This window comes from Pseudomonas allii (genome assembly GCF_055380095.1).
This window is the reverse complement of sequence record NZ_AP039450.1, coordinates 4,598,089-4,615,165: the sequence shown is the minus strand read 5'-3', so window position 1 is coordinate 4,615,165 and position 17,077 is coordinate 4,598,089. Positions and strand designations below refer to the sequence as shown.

At 62.2% G+C, this 17,077-nt stretch carries 15 protein-coding genes and 1 tRNA gene; 12 read left to right on the top strand and 4 right to left on the bottom strand.

Translation table 11 applies throughout. From position 1 onward, the window contains the following. The first annotated feature begins 195 nt into the window (after positions 1-195). From ACZ445_RS21065 to ACZ445_RS21055, 3 genes are read left to right on the top strand one after another with little or no spacing between them, the layout of a single operon-like run. The gene (locus tag ACZ445_RS21065; RefSeq protein WP_464704251.1) at positions 196-981 is read left to right on the top strand and encodes an enoyl-CoA hydratase; all 786 of its coding nucleotides are present in this window, start codon (positions 196-198) and stop codon (positions 979-981) included. A gap of 2 nt (positions 982-983) precedes the next feature. Beyond that, positions 984-2,513, top strand: coding sequence for a 3-hydroxyacyl-CoA dehydrogenase (locus tag ACZ445_RS21060; RefSeq protein WP_310864005.1), 1,530 nt, complete (start codon positions 984-986; stop codon positions 2,511-2,513). A 26-nt stretch (positions 2,514-2,539) separates the two neighbouring features. Beyond that, positions 2,540-3,772, top strand: coding sequence for a CaiB/BaiF CoA transferase family protein (locus ACZ445_RS21055; protein WP_464707522.1), 1,233 nt, complete (start codon positions 2,540-2,542; stop codon positions 3,770-3,772). Here the strand turns inward: ACZ445_RS21055 and lldD are convergent. Further along, entirely contained in the window at positions 3,769-4,899 is a 1,131-nt protein-coding gene (gene lldD, locus ACZ445_RS21050) for an FMN-dependent L-lactate dehydrogenase LldD (RefSeq protein WP_058424979.1), read from the bottom strand. The two genes, ACZ445_RS21055 and lldD, sit on opposite strands and share 4 nt — an antisense overlap. 100 nt (positions 4,900-4,999) lie before the next feature. On the opposite strand from lldD, the gene ACZ445_RS21045 reads away from it, so the two are divergent. Both ACZ445_RS21045 and ACZ445_RS21040 read left to right on the top strand, forming a co-directional pair. Beyond that, a complete protein-coding gene (locus tag ACZ445_RS21045; RefSeq protein WP_071490736.1) occupies positions 5,000-5,896 on the top strand; it encodes a LysR family transcriptional regulator in 897 nt (298 codons plus the stop codon). Positions 5,897-5,956: 60 nt separating this feature from the next. Continuing rightward, positions 5,957-6,032: transfer RNA gene (locus tag ACZ445_RS21040), tRNA-Asn, on the top strand. Between the two features lie 185 nt (positions 6,033-6,217). On the opposite strand, the gene ACZ445_RS21035 is transcribed toward ACZ445_RS21040, so the two are convergent. Beyond that, positions 6,218-7,165 (bottom strand): helix-turn-helix transcriptional regulator, encoded by a 948-nt coding sequence (locus tag ACZ445_RS21035; protein WP_058424977.1) that lies wholly within the window; start codon positions 7,163-7,165, stop codon positions 6,218-6,220. Between the two features lie 173 nt (positions 7,166-7,338). Between ACZ445_RS21035 and ACZ445_RS21030 the strand changes: the two genes are divergently transcribed. From ACZ445_RS21030 to ACZ445_RS21020, 3 genes are read left to right on the top strand one after another with little or no spacing between them, the layout of a single operon-like run. Further along, entirely contained in the window at positions 7,339-7,767 is a 429-nt protein-coding gene (locus ACZ445_RS21030) for a hypothetical protein (RefSeq protein WP_058424976.1), read from the top strand. Between the two features lie 3 nt (positions 7,768-7,770). Further along, on the top strand, positions 7,771-9,132 hold the full coding sequence (locus tag ACZ445_RS21025; protein ID WP_464707521.1) for a M48 family metallopeptidase: 1,362 nt from the start codon (positions 7,771-7,773) through the stop codon (positions 9,130-9,132). Positions 9,133-9,135: 3 nt separating this feature from the next. Beyond that, on the top strand, positions 9,136-9,804 hold the full coding sequence (locus tag ACZ445_RS21020; protein ID WP_063611816.1) for a hypothetical protein: 669 nt from the start codon (positions 9,136-9,138) through the stop codon (positions 9,802-9,804). An 86-nt stretch (positions 9,805-9,890) separates the two neighbouring features. On the opposite strand, the gene ACZ445_RS21015 is transcribed toward ACZ445_RS21020, so the two are convergent. Continuing rightward, a complete protein-coding gene (locus ACZ445_RS21015; RefSeq protein WP_093122509.1) occupies positions 9,891-11,177 on the bottom strand; it encodes a CitMHS family transporter in 1,287 nt (428 codons plus the stop codon). A gap of 108 nt (positions 11,178-11,285) precedes the next feature. Continuing rightward, positions 11,286-12,212 (bottom strand): SMP-30/gluconolactonase/LRE family protein, encoded by a 927-nt coding sequence (locus tag ACZ445_RS21010; protein WP_310864009.1) that lies wholly within the window; start codon positions 12,210-12,212, stop codon positions 11,286-11,288. A 329-nt stretch (positions 12,213-12,541) separates the two neighbouring features. On the opposite strand from ACZ445_RS21010, the gene ACZ445_RS21005 reads away from it, so the two are divergent. The 4 genes from ACZ445_RS21005 to ACZ445_RS20990 all read left to right on the top strand — a co-directional run bounded on the left by ACZ445_RS21005 (position 12,542) and on the right by ACZ445_RS20990 (position 16,982). Continuing rightward, a complete protein-coding gene (locus ACZ445_RS21005) occupies positions 12,542-13,483 on the top strand; it encodes a hydroxymethylglutaryl-CoA lyase (RefSeq protein WP_058424972.1) in 942 nt (313 codons plus the stop codon). Beyond that, positions 13,480-14,679 (top strand): CaiB/BaiF CoA transferase family protein, encoded by a 1,200-nt coding sequence (locus tag ACZ445_RS21000; RefSeq protein WP_071490726.1) that lies wholly within the window; start codon positions 13,480-13,482, stop codon positions 14,677-14,679. The genes ACZ445_RS21005 and ACZ445_RS21000 overlap by 4 nt, the downstream gene beginning before the upstream one ends. Positions 14,680-14,765: 86 nt before the next feature. After that, a complete protein-coding gene (locus ACZ445_RS20995; RefSeq protein ID WP_058424970.1) occupies positions 14,766-16,082 on the top strand; it encodes an MFS transporter in 1,317 nt (438 codons plus the stop codon). Positions 16,083-16,202: 120 nt separating this feature from the next. Then, positions 16,203-16,982, top strand: coding sequence for an IclR family transcriptional regulator (locus ACZ445_RS20990; protein ID WP_058424969.1), 780 nt, complete (start codon positions 16,203-16,205; stop codon positions 16,980-16,982). The last annotated feature ends 95 nt before the right edge of the window (positions 16,983-17,077 follow it).

Below are 17,077 nucleotides of genomic sequence, written 5' to 3'. Positions count from 1 at the left end.
CTTTTTGAGTTGTGATTATTTAATGCGATAAAACCCAGTAAAACAGCGAGTTAGTCGCTGTTTCAAAATGAGTTCGGGTTTTTACGTTTACACCTGCGGGGTCGATACTTATGATTATCGACAAATACGGAATGTTATTTCGCACAGCAAAACTAGCGTAATCCAACTAACAAGAACAGTGCAGCAGGAGTGAATGTGACCAACGCTAACCCACCCGTGGTGACCCTCGACGTCCAGGACAATGGCGTGGCCGTGGTGCGTATCCATCGTCCCGACGTCAAGAACGCCCTGAATGCCCTGGTACGTGAAGCGCTCGCCGAGCATTTCCGTGCACTGGCTCGCCGCCAGGATGTGCGCGCGATTGTGCTGACCGGGGGCGAACAGTTCTTCGTCGCTGGCGCGGATATCAAGGAGTTCGCCGCTGCCGGTGCGATCGATATGTACCGCCGCCACACCGAGTACCTGTGGGAAGCCATCAGCCGCTGCCCCAAGCCGGTGATCGCGGCCGTCAACGGTTTCGCCCTGGGCGGTGGCTGCGAGCTGGCGATGCATTGCGACCTGATCGTGGCCGGCGAGTCGGCGCGGTTTGCCCAGCCGGAGGTCAAGCTGGGCTTGATGCCGGGCGCGGGTGGCACCCAGCGGCTGGTGCGTGCGGTGGGTAAATTCCAGGCGATGCGCATTGCGCTTACCGGCTGCATGGTCAGCGCGAAGGAAGCCCTGGCCATGGGCATGCTCAGCGAGATGGTCAGCGACGACCAGACATTGCCCCGCGCCCTCGAACTGGCCGCGCAGATCGCTGCGCTGCCGCCGTTGGCGGTGGAGCAGATCAAGGAGGTGATGCTGGCCGGTGCCGACTTGCCGCTGGAAAGCGCCCTGGTGCTGGAGCGCAAGGCGTTCCAATTGTTGTTCGATTCCAAGGACCAGAAGGAGGGCGCTGCGGCGTTCTTCGAAAAACGCACGCCGCAATACCGGGGGGAATAAACATGACCGACATTATCAATACGCTGGGCCTGGTGGGCACCGGTGTGATGGGGGCGGGCATTGCGCAAATCACCGCCCAGGCCGGTGTGGTGGTGCGCTTGTTCGATGCTCGCGACGGCGCAGCGCAAACAGCTCGGGACAACCTCGGTGCCACGTTTGCCAAGTTGCTGGGCAAGGGCAAGATCAGTCAGGCGACGATGGACGCGGCGTTGGCCAACTTGCAGGTGGTCGAGTGCATCGACGACCTGCGCGATTGCGACCTGGTGGTGGAAGCCATCGTGGAAAATCTCGACGCCAAGCGCGGCCTGTTGCAACAGCTTGAAGGCATTGTCAGCCCGAGCTGCATCCTGGCGACCAACACCTCGTCACTCTCCGTCACCGCCATCGCCACCGGTTGCCGGCACCCCGAGCGCGTGGCCGGGTTGCACTTCTTCAACCCGGTGCCGTTGATGCGCGTGGTGGAGGTGATCGATGGCCTGGCCACCGCGCCCAAGGTCGGTGAGGCATTGCTGGCCCTGGTGGCGCGCACCGGCCATCGCGGTGTGCGCGCCAAGGACACGCCTGGTTTCATCGTCAACCACGCGGGCCGGGCCTACGGCACCGAAGCCCTGAAGATGCTGGAAGAGGGCATCGCCGAGCGCGGCGATATCGACCGCATCCTGCGCGACGGCGCCGGGTTTCGCATGGGGCCGCTCGAGCTGCTGGACCTCACCGGCCTGGACGTGTCGCACCCGGTGATGGAGTCGATCTACAACCAGTTCTACCAGGAGCCCCGCTACAAACCGTCGCTCCTGACCCGGCAGATGCTGGTGGGCGGCCGCCTGGGGCGCAAGACCGGGCACGGCTTCTATCAGTATGAACACGGCCAGCTCATCAACGGCCCGCAACCCCAGCCGGTGCCCACGGTGCAAGCGCTGCCACCGGTGTGGATTGCCACGGAAAACAGCGAAGACTACGAGCGCCTGAGTGCCTTGGTGATCGACCTGGGCGCGCACCTGGAACACGCTGCGCAACCATCGCCGCAGGCGTTGTGCCTATTGGCGCCTTACGGCCGGGATGCCACCAGTGCCTGCGTGCGCTTCGATACCGACCCGGCGCGCACGCTGTGCATCGATGTGCTGACGGACCTGTCGCGCCACCGCACGCTGATGCAAAACCCGCTGACGGCCCCGGCGATGCGCGATGCCGCCCACGCCTTGTTCGCAGCGGATGGCGTGGGCGTTACGGTGATCGGCGACAGCGTCGGTTTTGTGGCCCAACGCACCTTGGCGATGGTGGTCAACCTCGCCTGCGACATTGCCCAGCAGCGCATCGCCAGTGTCGAGGATATCGACCAGGCCGTGCAGCTCGGCCTGGGCTACCCCCACGGCCCGCTGGCGTGGGGCGATGCCCTCGGGCCACGGCGCCTGCTCACGATTTTGCAGCGCATGAGCGAACTCACCCACGACCCGCGCTACCGCCCCAGCCCGTGGTTGCGGCGGCGGGCACTGCTGGGGATTTCCCTGCGCCATGAAGCGCCGAAAGCCGGCTGATTTCCCAACCTCACAGGATAAGAATAATGGGTGCATTGACAGGTTTGCGGGTGCTGGATCTGAGCCGTGTGTTGGCCGGCCCCTGGTGTGGGCAAGTGTTGGCCGACCTCGGCGCGGAAGTGGTCAAGATCGAACGTCCGAAAAGCGGCGACGACACCCGTGGCTGGGGCCCGCCGTGGATGAAAACCGACACCGGCGAGTCGTCTGGCGAGGCTTCGTATTATCAGTCGACCAACCGCGGCAAACTGTCCGTGGCCATCGACATCGCCACTCCCGAAGGCCAGGAGTTGGTACGCGCATTGGCGGCGAGTTCCGATGTGTTGATCGAGAACTATAAAGCCGGCTCCCTGGCCCGCTATGGCCTGGACTACGCGACCCTGGCCGAGCTCAACCCGCGCCTGGTGTATTGCTCCATCACCGGTTTCGGCCAGACCGGCCCGCGTGCCGAGGAGCCGGGCTACGACTTCATCATCCAGGGCATCGGCGGCCTGATGAGCATCACCGGCGAGCGCGATGACCTGCCCGGCGGCGGCCCGCAAAAAGTCGGCGTGGCGTTCTCCGACCTGATGACTGGCCTGTATTCCACCGTGGCGATCCAGGCCGCATTGCTCAGCCGTGAGCGCACCGGCGTGGGCCAATACATTGATATGGCGTTGCTGGATGTGCAGGTCGCGACCTTGGCCAACCAAAGCATGAACTACCTGGCCTCGGGCAAGGTGCCGCAGCGCTATGGCAATGCCCACGCCAATATCGTGCCTTACCAGGTGTTCCGCGCCGCCGACCGCGACTTCATCATCGCCTGTGGCAACGACAGCCAGTTTGTCGCGCTGTGCCAGAGCATAGGCCTGGCGCATCTGCCGGACGACCCGCGCTTTCGCCGCAACGCCGACCGCGTGGCCCATCGCGAAGAAATCGTCGCGCTGCTCTCGGCGCACTTTCTGGGGCGCAGTGCCGATGAGTGGGTGGCGTGTATCCATGCCTCGAAAGTGCCGGTGGGGGCGATCAACTCCATCGCGCAATCCCTGGAAGAGCCCCAGGTGATCGCGCGCAACCTGATGGTGAAGATCCCTCATCCGCAGAACCCGGAGTTCGCCATGGTCGGCAGCCCGATCAAACTGTCCGGCACCCCCGTGGAGTACCAGCGGCCGGCGCCGAGGCTGGGGCAGCACACCGACGACATCCTCGGCCAGCGCTTGGGTTTGTCACCGGAGCAACTGGCCCAACTCAAGGCGCGCGGGATTGTCGAACAGCAGGCTTAGACCAGGGTGGTGCGGTCGATCTGCGCGATGGACGTGACGCCGGTGAGGGTCATGGCCACGCGCATTTCCTTGGCGAAGATGTCCAGCAGGTTTTCCACGCCGTGCTGGCCATCGGCGGCCAGCGCGTAGGCGGTGGCGCGGCCCAGCAGGCACGCCTTGGCGCCCAGGGCGAGCATGCGCACCACGTCCAGCCCGGAGCGGATGCCGGAGTCGACCAATACGGTGAGGTCATCGCCCACTGCATCGGCAATCGGCGGCAAGGCTTTGGCGGTGGACAGCACGCCGTCCAATTGGCGGCCGCCGTGATTGGAGACCACGATGCCATCGGCGCCGAAACTCACCGCGTCCTTGGCGTCCTGGGGGTCGAGGATGCCTTTGATGATCATCGGGCCTTTCCAGAACTCGCGGATCCACTCCAGGTCTTTCCAGCTGATCGACGCGTCGAAATTGTTCGCCAGCCAGCCGATGTAGTCTTCCAGGTGGGTGGGTTTGCCCAGGTATTTGGAGATATTACCCAGGTCATGGGGACGGCCCATCAACCCCACATCGAAGGCCCATTGCGGCTTGGCGACGGCTTGCAGCATGCGTCGCTGTGCGGCGAACGGGCCGGACATGCCCGAATGGGCATCGCGATACCGTGCACCGGGCGTGGGCATGTCCACGGTAAATACCAGCGTCGTCACACCGGCCGCTTGCGCGCGCTCCAGCGCGTTGCGCATGAAGCCACGGTCCTTGAGCACATACAACTGGAACCAGATCGCTTGCGCGCTTTGCGACGCCACTTCTTCAATCGGGCACACCGACACCGTCGACAGGCAGAACGGGATGCCCTTGTTCGCCGCCGCCTTGGCTGCCTGCACTTCACCGCGCCGCGCATACATGCCGGTCAGGCCGACCGGGCTGAGGATCACCGGCATGTCGAGTTCCTGGCCGAACACCGTGGTCTTCAGGCTCAGGTTGTCGACATTGCGCAGGATGCGCTGGCGCAGGCTGATCTCGGCCAAGTCCGAACTGTTCGCACGCATCGTGTGCTCGGCGTAGGCGCCGCCGTCGATGTAGTCGAACAGGAAGCGCGGCAGCTTGCGCTTGGCGGCTGCGCGGTAGTCGGAGGCGGACGAGATGATCATTTTTAGAGGCTCCACGGGCAAGGTGGCTTCAGGATAGGCAATTCTCTGGCATGATAAAAACAACTTTTATCGCTGGCAGCCAGTCGCCAAAGGAATACTGATGAACCTGAGAACATTGCGCGCCTTTGTTGAAGTGGTGCGCCAGGGCGGATTTTCCCAGGCTGCCGAGGTGGTGTCCTTGACTCAATCCAGCGTAAGCAAGGCGGTCAAGACCCTGGAAGACGAACTGGGTACGCCGCTGCTCAATCGCCTGGGCCATCGCAACGAACTCACGGCGGCCGGCGAAATTGCCTACCGCCGCGCCCTGGTACTGCTCGCCGAGCGCAATGACCTGGTGGCCGAGATCAACGACCTGTGTGGCCTCAAGCGCGGCGTACTGCGCATCGGCCTGCCGCCGGTGGGTTGCGGGGTGCTGTTCGCGACCATGTTCGCCACCTACCGCAGCCGCTACCCGGACATCGACATCGAACTGACCGAATACGGCAGCAAAAAACTGCGCGAATGCCTGGAAGCAGGGGAGGTCGACCTGGCAGCGCTGCTGCTGCCGGTGGACGAAGACTTCGACTTCCAGCCCGTGCGCAACGAACCGTTGATGGCGGTGCTGCCCATCAGCCACCCGCTGGCCCGCCTTGAACGTATCGACTTCACCGACCTGGCCGATTCGCCGTTCATCCTGTTTGAAGCCGGCTTCGCCCTCAACGCCAAGATTCTCGCCGCCTGCGAGCGCAAAGGCGTCACCCCCAAGGTGACCGCCCGCAGCGGGCAGATCGACTTCATCATCGACCTGGTCGCCGCCGGCCTGGGCGTAGCCTTCGTGCCACGCATGCTGGCGCACAAACACCAACACCCCGGCATCGCCCTGATCCCCCTGGACGAACCCCACACCGACTGGCACATCGCACTGGCCTGGCGCGCCAGCGCCCACCTGCCACCCGCCGCCCTGGCCTGGCTGGAACTGGCCAGGGAGCACGCCGTTTCAACCGGCCATCCGGTTTAATCACGCCGAGTGCCAGAGAAAGCTTGACTTCTCCTTTTCAATCAGTAACATACGGCGCATTCCGCGATAGCTCAGTTGGTAGAGCAAATGACTGTTAATCATTGGGTCCCTGGTTCGAGTCCAGGTCGTGGAGCCAGATAGCGACATAAAGAGAAGCCTGCAGCGATGCAGGCTTTTTTTTGCCTTGGATTTTTCTAGGGTGATCAAAGCGCACAGCGTGACCCACATGAAGCCGTCTCTGATCCTACGATTCAGAGGGAAGCCCCATGAAAGTCGCTGTAGTCGTTTCAACCAAAGGCGGCAGGGTCGGGGTAACGAACGTCAGGATTCAGCCCCGGGCGGATGACCGAAATACGCCTTGTAGGCGTGGTTGAAGTTGGCAGGGTTGGCGTACCCCAGGCGGTGGGCAATCTGCGCCACGTGCCATTTGCGCTGGCGCAGCAGGGTGCGCGCCAACTCCAGGCGCTGCTGGCGCACGTAATCGAGCATCGATTGGCCGTACACCCGGCTGAAGGCACGTCTGAGGGTGGTTTCACCCACGCCCAGTTCCCGTGCCAGCGCCAGCGTGCCGGGTGGTTTCATCAGGTTTGCGTCGAGCTTGAAGCGTGCTTCATGTGCCAGGTCCGAATGGCTGCGCAACGGGGCCGTGGGCTTGGCCGGTTGTGGCGCCAGGTGCGTGGCCAGCTCGACCAGCACGGCCAGGCTCAGGCTTTCCTGATTCAGCCGTTCCAACGCCCCCTGGTAGGGCGAGTGATAAAGGCGCTCGAACAAACGCCCGACGGCGCGACAGCCGTGCAGTTCTGAAAAGTGCATGCCATCGTCGAGCAGCCTGGCCAGCGATTGCAGTGACGGATCTTCTTCGGCCAATTGGCGTAGATAGTCGCCGCCGATGCGCAGCCCGGCCATGCGCGCACGGCTGCCGGCAGGCATCTGGTCCATGGCTTCCATGCTTTCGCTCAAGCCCAGCACATGGGGCGCGCCGGGGGTGTATTCATTCAGCCGACCGTCTACCTGATGCTGCCATTGCCCACCCAGTACCTGCACGATGCACACGCTGTCGGGCAGCACCTTGTGGATGCGTAACGGTTCGGGGAACTGCAGATCGCAGTCGAAATACTGCAGGTGCGGCCGCACCGTCTGCGCACGGTAATGGCCGATCGCGCTGCCCATGACCTGCTGCGCGCTGTCATCGAATACACCGGCCTGGTCCAGGGCCTCTGGGTGATCGAAGCAGAAGTGGGTGTCCAGATAGGGGTTGCGGCGGTCCATTGGCAAAAGCGTCCGTCAGAGCGGTTGGGCAGCGTTGCATGATATCGACATCGGGCAGGCCGATCAGTTGTTGTGAGCCACGGCCTTATTATTGTGCGCCACGGCCGCACCGCTTGGCAGGCGTCGGCGCGTTGATTTCAATGGTCGGCTTTGAACTGTCGAGGAAGCCGAAAATGTTGATATATCGCAAGTGGGCAGCGCTGCTGGGCCTGGTTCTGGCCGTGATCGCGGGGATCGCCCAGGCTGACAACCGCCCGGAAGTCGCGGAAAAAGTGCTGGCCTATGCCGGCGAAGGCGGCGTGAAAGTCTGGACCCTGCGTATCGGCGCGCGCAGTGACAATCAGGCGCTGGTGCAGGTAGAGGGCGTGGACCACGACTGGAACATGAAGATCCAGAAAATGGCCGTGGAAAAGACCGGCAAGGACACTCGCTATTCCACCACCATGGACGGCCAGAAGTTCGTCGTGCTGTTGCTGCGTCAAGGCTGGGGCGAGCTGTACTTGCCCGGCGACGCTCAAGCGTTGAACGTTGGTTATGACGAGTTCCTGTCCAGCCAAGGCAATGCGCAGGCATTCCTGACCGATTATTTGCAGGCCAACTGAGCAGTGGGTCGATTCGCACGGTGGTCGTGGGCGCTGACGATACTGGTACTGCCGCTGGCCCTGATGGGGTGGGCCAGTCTGCAGAGCTGGCGCGCCGATGAAGTGCTGCGGGACGCGCAAAGTATCGACGGCGACTACGCCTGGCTGCGTGTGCGTCAGGCCCTGGCGGGGTTGGCGTACTGGCTGGCCATCGCCGCGTTGGTGGCCGGGCTCTTAACATGGCTCAAGATGCGGCTGGACGCATGGCGCGCGCGGCAATCCAAGGACTTTCTTTACAGCCGTCTGTTCCTCTGCTGGCGTGCTCTGGGCCACTGGTTGGTGGCCTACACAGGGCTGCTGGTCTGCGCGCTGGCGCTGTGCCTGCTGTATGAACTGAGCTGGGGCTGGAGCCACTTCAAGGCCGGCGGCTGGTTCATGCTATTGGTGGCGGTGCCAGTGATTACCGTGCTCTGGACAGGCTGTCTGTTGATTGAGCGGTTGCGCCGGCAATGGCACGCCTTGGACCGGCCTTCCTCGGCGTTTCTGGGCCAAACCCTGGGGCGCGCCAAGGCACCGGCCTTATGGGCATGGGTTGAGCAACTGGCCAATACGGCCGGTGCGCCGGTGCCCGACCATATCGTGGTGGGCATCGACCAGGCGTTTTTCGTCACCAGCGTCGATGTCGCGCTGCAGCCCGCCGGTGACGTGTTCAGCGGGCGCACCCTTTACTTGCCGCTGACCTACCTCTCGAGCCTGAGCCAGGCCGAGGCGGCGTCGATCATCGGCCATGAGCTGGGCCATTTCAGCAGTCGCGACACCGAACGGGGCAGCGAGATCGGGGCGCATTTCAGCCTGATGTGCCTGCACTTTTCGTATATCAGCGCTGGGGATGCCGACCCGGCGTGGGTCGAGCGCCCGGCAATCTGGATGACGCAGCGTTTCCTGCACCACTTTCAACTGGCGGTGCACCACTGGGGCCGCGCCCAGGAATTGGTCGCAGATAGGGTGGGCGGCAACATCGGCGGTGAGCGCTTATTCTGTCAGGCACTGTTACGCGTTATCGCGCTCGACGGGGAGATCCACACGCTGCTCACCGAGCGCCACCCGAACCTGATCCAGGCCCTTACCGACCACCTGCTTCATACACCGCTGCGCTTGGACAAGGCAGCGCTGGACCATGCCATCGCGCACCCGTTCGATACGCACCCGCCGACAGCACTGCGCATGCAGCAACTGGGCGTGCGACTGGATGACGACCTGCTGGCCCAGGCCACTCGCGTGCCTACCGAGCACGACCGCCACTGGTTCAGTCAACTCACCCATGCATCGTCCTCCGATGTCGGGCTGCCTGTATCACCGCCTATATCAATCGCTCAAGGAGAATGACCCATGACCCAACCCTCCGATCCGCTGTCGGATCTCGCCAGCACACTCAGTCAGGAATATGCCGACTCCCGCGAAGCTCAGCGCGAGCGTGCGATCGCCGAACTCGAGCAGGTCATCCATCGCGTGCCCGAGCAGACCGAATTCACCAATTCGCGCCGTTACAAGGTGCGCGGTCCGCTGTTTTTGCTGATTGCCCTGGGCTTGCTGGGCTTCGGGCTGCACCGAGGTTACAACGGCTTGGCCGTGTGTGCCGCGGTGATGGCCGTGGTGTTCGTACTGCTCACTTGGCAGCACCGCAACGCCGGGCAACATGCCTTTATGCGCCTGACCCGCCGCCAGCTGTTTGTGGACACCTTGAGTGCGCCGGTCGATCTCGTCGAAATTGCCGACGTCAGCGTCAGTGAGGAAGGCTGGCTGACGGTACAGAAACTGATTTTGCGACCCGGTGCGCCCCTGCCTGTGCATCGCGCCACGCGACAGCTGTTCGGCAACCAGGCGCTGGCCCTGAACAAACCCCAGCCGCAGATCCTGATTCAATCCGCCGGCCTGATGCATGAGGGCCATACCCTGGATGACGACCAGATCGCAGACATCCTCAACGCCTATTGCCAAGCCGCCCAGGCCCAACAACATCTTGATGCGCTGCGCCAGGGCACTCAGCGCGATTCCTGAGCGGTTGTACGGTAGAGCCGGTTCAGGGTTGTTGAAATTGCCTCGCTGCATTGACATCCAGATCCGCAAATCAACCTGTCGAGCATTCAGTTTATGACCGTGATCGCGCCAGTTGCGATGGCCGCGATCAACATCACCAGCACGGTGCCGAAGGTCCACTTCAGCGAGACCCGCTGGTTATCGCCATAGTCAATGTCCAGCAGCCCGCACAGTAGGTAGGTGGAGGCCACCAGCGGGCTGAGCAGGTGCACTGGCTGGCCGATCAACGATGCGATGGCCATTTCGTGGGGGCCGATGCCGTAGTGGGCAGCGGTTTCGGCGAGGATGGGCAGCACTCCAAAATAGAACGCGTCGTTGGTCAGGACGTAGGTGAACGGCATGCTGAGCAGCGCGGTGATGACTGACATGCCGTGGCCAGCCTGCTCTGGCAGGATGGCGATCAGGTTATCGGAGATAGCCTTGATCATCCCGGTGCCGCCCATGATGCCGACGAAGATGCCCGCCGCAAAAATCAGCAGGGTCACGGCCAACACATTGTCGGCGTGCCGACCGATGACTTCCTTCTGCTGTTTGAGCGTCGGGTAGTTGATCAGGCAACCCAGGCCGAAGGCGACCATGAACAGGATCGGCAGCGGCATCAGGCTGAGCATCATCGAGCTGATGAGGGCGACCGTCAGGACCCCATTGAACAGAAATTTCGGGTCGCTCAGGCGAACGTGTGCGTAGCCTTCGAGCACCTTGTCTTCGCTGACGCTGACAATACCCAAACGGCGGTATTCCATTCGACCTAGCCACCAGGCGGCAAAAATCACCCATACACCGCCAGCAATCATGATGGGAACCATCTGTAAAAACAGCTCGGTGATGTCGACGTGCATGGCACTGGCCGCTCGCGAAAACGGCCCGGCCCACGGCAGGATGTTCATCACCCCGATGGCCAGTAGTAGCACGGTGGCCATGACCTGCAAACGAATGCCGGTCAGACGATACAGCGGCAAAAAAGCTGCTGTGGCGATGATGTACGTGGTTGCGCCGTCGCCGTCCAGGCCGACGCACAACCCCAGCACGGCGGTGCCGACAACGATCTTGCGCGGGTCGCCCTTGACCAGCCGCAACAGCACCTTGATCAGCGGGTTGAACAGACCGGCGTCGGTCATCATGCAAAAATACAGGATCGCGAAGGTCAACATGATGCCGGTGGGGGCGAGCATCTTCACGCCGTCGTACATCATGCCGCCCAGTTGCGTGGCGAAACCGCCGAGGCAACCGAAGAGGATCGGCACCAGCAGCAGCGCCACCAGCGGTGAAAGGCGCTTGCTCATGATCAGGTACATGAAGCAGACGATCATGGCGTAGCTCAGAAAGATCAACATGGGCATCCCTTTTATTGGTTTTGTAGGGGGCGAGCGCGGGACGGCTCGCGTTCTTCGGGCCGAAAGAAGCCGGTGCAGCAGGCGCACAGGGTTCAGCGTGTTGCGGGTTTAGTGGTGCGAGAACATCGGCTGGCCGCTATGGGGCAGGTCGGCGACCAGGATGGAACCGGTAGAAGAGTCGGTGATGAACAATTGCCGATTGCCCTCGCCACCGAACGCCAGGTTGGTCAGGGTGCGGCCTTGGGTGCACGAGCGAATGCGGTACAGCGGCACGGCGTGAGGGTCGAACACCCAGACGCAGCCGTTACCGGCATCGCACACATACAGATTGCCTTCGCTGTCCAGCGCCATGCCGTCGGCGCCACTGACGCCCCCGGCCATGGCGGTGAAAATGCCCGCCTTGCTGGTGCCGCCGTCGCGTTGGATCGGCAGGCGCCAGACAGCGTTGCCCCGAGTCATCGCCACGAAGAGCGCGTTCTGCGCGAGGTCCATGACAAGGCCATTGGGGCTCGGGCCGTTGTCGATCAGACGCGTGAGGGTCTGCTTTTCCAGATCATAGGCGTAGACGCGACCGGTCGGGTCCTGCTGGCCGGTCTGGCCCTGATCGGTGAAGTACAGCTTGCCGCCGGCATCGAAGAATAGGTCGTTGACACCCTTGAAGCCTTCGCTGCGACTGTGAGTGAGGAACGGCGTCACCGCGCTGGTGTGCGGAGCGAGCGTCAGGATCCCTTGCTTGTAATCGGCGATGAAAATCCGCCCGTCGCGGTGGATTTTCAAACCGTTGGGCCAGCCATCGTACTCGGCGATCAACGTCCAGTGGCCTTGAGGGTCGATGCGCAGGATGCGGCCGTAGGGAATGTCGGTGACGTACAGGTTGCCGTCCCGGTCGAAGGACGGCCCTTCGAGAAAGCTTTTGACCTTCTGCCCTGGTTTGTTGGCGCGTACCCAGTCGGAGTCGCCGTCTTTCCAGAATGCTTCGGGCAGCGTGGTGAACACGCGGGTCGACAAATCGCGAGGCGGGGCATACAGGCTCACAGGATCAGCTCCTACGGGGGGCGAACGGAAAGCACCGATCTTGCTGGTGACGAGACCTTTTCGCCTTATTGTTTTTGTTCTATCTGGCAGAACGTTGTGTTTGCAGATAGAACAAGGTTCGACTTTATTTTTTCAGCTGTCAACCCACCGGGATTGTCTGTTTTTCATTTCGCCATTCATCACCAGGCACTCCCAACGCTCTCGGGAGCGCCCTGGCGCATCGCTTGGAATGAGAGGCGTTGACAGTGGGATTTTGTCGGCTCATGATTATTTCAGAACAGTGTTCTGTCAGATAGAACTATTGCATTCCCCCCCCCGGAGACCCGGCGATGAACTCTAATAACAACCTGGACATTCTGATCAGCGAGGTCGGCCCCCGTGATGGCCTGCAAAGCATTAGCGCGACCATGCCCACTGCGCTCAAGCTTCAATGGCTGACGGCCCTGGCCGACGCGGGCTTGAAGGAGATCGAGGTCGGCTCGTTCGTGTCCCCCAGACTGCTGCCGCAAATGGCCGATGCCGCCGAGTTGGTGGCGCACATGCGTCAGCGTTCGGACGTGTTCGTTACCGCGCTGGTGCCGAACCTCAAGGGCGCCGAGGCAGCGTTCAACGCGGGCGTACAAAAGATCACCCTGCCCATTTCCGTCAGCGAGCCCCATTCACTGGCCAACATCCGCAAGACCCATCAACAGGTCTACGACGAAGTGCGCAAGGTGATGGCCCTGCGCAACGAGCGCTTCCCGCACGTCGAGGTCGAGGCCGGGCTGTCGACGGTGTTCGGTTGCACGATTCAGGGCGAGGTGCCCGAGGACGATGTGCTGCGCATGGCCCTTACGATGGTCGAGCTGGGCGTCGATGAAGTCGGGCTCGCCGACACTGTGGGGTACGCCAATCCGGCGCAGGTGCGTCGCGTGTTCACCCGTCTGCGCAACGAGATCGGCAGCAAGGCCGGCAGCGCGCATTTTCACAATACCCGTGGGCAGGGCCTGGCCAATGTGGTCGCGGCGCTGGACGTTGGCGTCACCACCATCGATGCCTCTCAGGGCGGTATCGGCGGTTGCCCGTATGCGCCGGGGGCGTCGGGCAATATCGTGACCGAGGATCTGGTCTACCTGCTCGAGTCCATGGGCCTGCGCACCGGCGTGGACATCGACAAGCTGGTGGCCGCTCGCGCCTGGCTGAAACAGGGCCTGCCAGGAGAGCCGCTGTATGGCTTCATCCCTGACGCAGGCGTCGGCAAGAATTTCCATTACGCCGGAGGTGCGCGATGAGCCTGCTCAATCGGAACCTTCAGGCGCTGCCGCTGGCAGGCGTGCGCGTGGTCGAGTTCGTGCACATGGTCATGGGCCCGACCTGTGGGCTGGTGCTGGCTGACCTCGGCGCTGAAGTGATCAAGGTCGAGCCGACGCCCGAGGGTGACAACACGCGTCGCCTGACCGGCTCCGGCGCTGGCTACTGGATGACCTACAACCGCAACAAGAAAAGCTTCGCGGTCGACATCAAGACCGAGGAAGGCATGGCCGCGGTGCGCAAGCTGATCGAAAGCGCCGATGTGGTCACCGAGAACTTTCGTCCCGGCGCCATGGACAAGCTCGGCCTGGGCTACGAGCAGGTCAAGGCGATCAAGCCGGACATCATCTACAGCTCGATGAAAGGCTTTCTGCCGGGGCCGTATGAACATCGCACTGCGCTGGACGAGGTGGTGCAGATGATGACGGGCCTGGCCTACATGACGGGTCCCGAAGGCCGCCCGCTACGCGCCGGTGCCTCGGTCAATGACGTAATGGGCGGTATGTTCAGCGCCATCTCGATTCTGGCGGCGCTGTGGCAACGCAAAAACACCGGGGAAGGGCAGTTCGTGCAGACCGGGCTGTTCGAGAACTCAGCGTTTCTGGTGGGGCAACACATGATGCAGATGGCAACCACTGGCAAGCCTGCCGCGCCGATGCCCAGTCGTTTGTCAGCCTGGGCGATCTACGACGTGTTCAATACCCTGGGCGATGAGCAGGTGTTCATGGGCGTGGTGAGCGACAGCCAGTGGGTCAATTTCTGCCAGGGTTTTGGCTTTACAGAGCTGGGGCGCGACCCTGGACTGGCGAAAAACACCCAGCGCGTGCAGGCCCGGGCGAGGATTCTGCCGCAGGTCCGCGAGCGTCTGGCGCAAATGAGCAAGCAGGAGGTCATGGACCTGTGCGAGCAGACGGGCCTGCCGTTTTCGCCGATCCAGCGGCCGCAGGACCTGTTCGAGGACCGGCACCTGAACGAGTCGGGTGGGCTGGCCCATCTGACGCTGGAGAATGGCGACGCGGTCAAGGTGCCAATGCTGCCGTTCGAGATGAATGGTCGTCGCTTCAATACCCGCCTCAATGTGCCGCAAATGGGCAGTCACTCTGCCGAGCTGCTCGAAGAAATGGGCTACGCGTCGGGTGACATCGAAGCGTTGCGCGGGCGTGGCATCGTTCGCTGATACCGCTGGAAGGGATTCCTGATTCCTGTAGCTGACGGATATTCCCGCCGTCAGCCTTATAAAAATAAATGCTGAGGAAACCCGTCATGGCCATCGTCACGACACCCCCGCACAGCAGCGATATCAGCAGCGTGCGCTCCCTGGATGCCGAGCAGACCCGCGTCCTGCACAAGGCCGCCTGGCGCTTGATCCCCTTGCTCGCGCTGGCGTATTTCTTCAATTACCTGGACCGCACCAGCGTCGGCTACGCCGCGTTGCAGATGACCGAGCAGTTGGGCCTGACCGCCACGCAGTTCGGTCTTGGCGCGGGCATCATGTTCTTCGGCTACTGCCTGTGCGAAGTGCCGAGCAATCTGGCGATGTACCGATTCGGCGCCCGCCTGTGGATGGCGCGGATCATGATCACTTGGGGCCTGGCCGCTGCTGCCACCGCGATGATCGTCGGGCCGTACAGCTTTTATATTGTGCGCTTGATCCTCGGCATCGCTGAAGCCGGCTTCTTTCCCGGCGTGATTTTCTTCCTTACCCTGTGGTTCCCCGCGCAATACCGCACGCGGGTGTTGGCCTGGTTTACCGTGGCCACGCCGATCTCGTTTCTGGTGGGCGGGCCGCTGTCGATCTGGCTGTTGCAGATGCACGGTTTGCTCGGGCTTGCGGGTTGGCAATGGATGTTTCTCATCGAAGGGGTGCCAGCGTGCATCCTCGGTCTGATTACCTTGAAGGTGCTGACCAACCACCCGGCCGAGGCCAAATGGCTGACCGCCGAAGAACGCCATGTGCTGACCGGCATGCTCGCCGAAGAGCAGAGCAAAGGTCAGCACAGCCATGGCTTCAAGGCCGCACTCAAAGACCCACGCGTGTGGATTCTCAGCTCGATCACCTTCAGCTTCACCCTGGGCTCCTACGGCATCGGTATCTGGTTGCCGCAGATGCTCAAGGCCCATGGTGTCGAAGTCAGCATGATCGGCTGGGTTGCGGCCATTCCGTACTTCTTTGCCACTGTAGCGCTACTGATCTGGGCCAAACATGTGGACCGTACCGGCAAAGGCATTTTCAACCTGACCGTGGCCATGCTGCTGGCAGGCTTTGCGTTAATCCTGGCGCTGCGAATGGACGCGCTGGTTCCGGCACTGGCAGGGATTACTTTAGCGCTGATCGGCACGATCGCCGGCAAGACGATTTTCTACACTTTGCCGGGCAAGTTCCTGCGCGGGCAAGCCGCAGCGGGTGGAATCGCACTGATCAATTCCATTGGCGCGTTTGGCGGGTTCGTCGGGCCTTACCTGATGGGCTTTTTGAAGGACTACACCGGGTCGTTCACCGCAGGTCTTATGGTCATGGGCTGCATCATGTTCGTTGCCGCAGCAATGGTCGTCTCGCTTCGCTTCTTCCTGCGCGAGTAGTGAGCAGCGGCTGCACTTTTTTCAGAAGGGATCGGGCGGCTCTGATATTGTCTTGCGGGTTGGCGGGGTGGTTTGCGAATCATCCGCCGCCTGCGAGCGACGAATCGACAATGAGTGTCTATGACTACCGAATCTGAAAAAAACCTTTCCGACCAGGCCGCCAATGCCGAAGGCGGCGTGGCTGCCGTCGACCGCGCATTTGCCATTTTGTCGGCCTTCAGCATCGAGCAGGACTGTCTGGCCCTGGCCGAAATCGCGCGGCGGACGGGGTTGTACAAAAGCACCATCCTGCGCCTGATCGCCTCGCTGGAAAAAGCCGGGTTCGTCCGTCGCCTCACCGATGGTCGTTACTCGGTCGGCCCTGAGCCTCTGCGTTTGTCGCAGCTGTACCAGAGCTCGTTCCGACTGCGTGACGTGATTCACCCCTTGCTGGAGTCGATCACTGAGGAAAGCGGTGAAACCTCTTCGTTCTACGTGCTGGAAAACGGCAGCCGCGTCGTGTTGTTTCGGGTCGAGCCCAAGCGTGCGGTGCGGGTTTCGGTGCTGGAAGGCGCGCGCTTTCCGTTGCAGGCCGGAGCGTCAGGCAAGATCCTTCGGGCCTTTTCCCGCGATGCGGAGCCTGCATTGACCGAGGTCCGCGAACGCTTCTGGGCCTGTTCCTTCGGCGAGCGGGACCCGGAAACTACCGCCGTATCAGTGCCGGTGTTTGCCATGGGCCATGAGTTGAAAGGGGCGCTGACCTTGTCCGGTCCGTCCGACCGTCTGCTCAAGGAACACATCGAACATGCGGCGTCGATCCTGTTGAGAAACGCAGCCATCGCCAGCAATGCGCTCGGAGGTAATGACCGAGAGCTACGTGCAGCTCTGACACGTCTGGGCGAATCGATGGTCCGTCGTTAACCGGCGAGCGACCGCTTAGGGCCGATGTTGTGAGAGGCAGCAGTCGGCCCACCCAAGGCCGGCAATACCCATTCTCTTGGAGTCGGTAGTGGTAC

Excerpts from the sequence above, each read along its gene's own strand:
- ACZ445_RS21015 (WP_093122509.1), bottom strand. The coding sequence starts at position 11,177 with ATGTTGATCTTTCTGAGCTACGCCATGATCGTCTGCTTCATGTACCTG.
- ACZ445_RS21055 (WP_464707522.1), top strand. The coding sequence starts at position 2,540 with ATGGGTGCATTGACAGGTTTGCGGGTGCTGGATCTGAGCCGTGTGTTG.
- ACZ445_RS21005 (WP_058424972.1), top strand. The coding sequence starts at position 12,542 with ATGAACTCTAATAACAACCTGGACATTCTGATCAGCGAGGTCGGCCCC.
- ACZ445_RS21035 (WP_058424977.1), bottom strand. The coding sequence starts at position 7,165 with ATGGACCGCCGCAACCCCTATCTGGACACCCACTTCTGCTTCGATCAC.
- ACZ445_RS20990 (WP_058424969.1), top strand. The coding sequence starts at position 16,203 with ATGACTACCGAATCTGAAAAAAACCTTTCCGACCAGGCCGCCAATGCC.
- ACZ445_RS21060 (WP_310864005.1), top strand. The coding sequence starts at position 984 with ATGACCGACATTATCAATACGCTGGGCCTGGTGGGCACCGGTGTGATG.
- ACZ445_RS20995 (WP_058424970.1), top strand. The coding sequence starts at position 14,766 with ATGGCCATCGTCACGACACCCCCGCACAGCAGCGATATCAGCAGCGTG.
- ACZ445_RS21020 (WP_063611816.1), top strand. The coding sequence starts at position 9,136 with ATGACCCAACCCTCCGATCCGCTGTCGGATCTCGCCAGCACACTCAGT.
- ACZ445_RS21045 (WP_071490736.1), top strand. The coding sequence starts at position 5,000 with ATGAACCTGAGAACATTGCGCGCCTTTGTTGAAGTGGTGCGCCAGGGC.
- ACZ445_RS21000 (WP_071490726.1), top strand. The coding sequence starts at position 13,480 with ATGAGCCTGCTCAATCGGAACCTTCAGGCGCTGCCGCTGGCAGGCGTG.
- ACZ445_RS21030 (WP_058424976.1), top strand. The coding sequence starts at position 7,339 with ATGTTGATATATCGCAAGTGGGCAGCGCTGCTGGGCCTGGTTCTGGCC.
- lldD (WP_058424979.1), bottom strand. The coding sequence starts at position 4,899 with ATGATCATCTCGTCCGCCTCCGACTACCGCGCAGCCGCCAAGCGCAAG.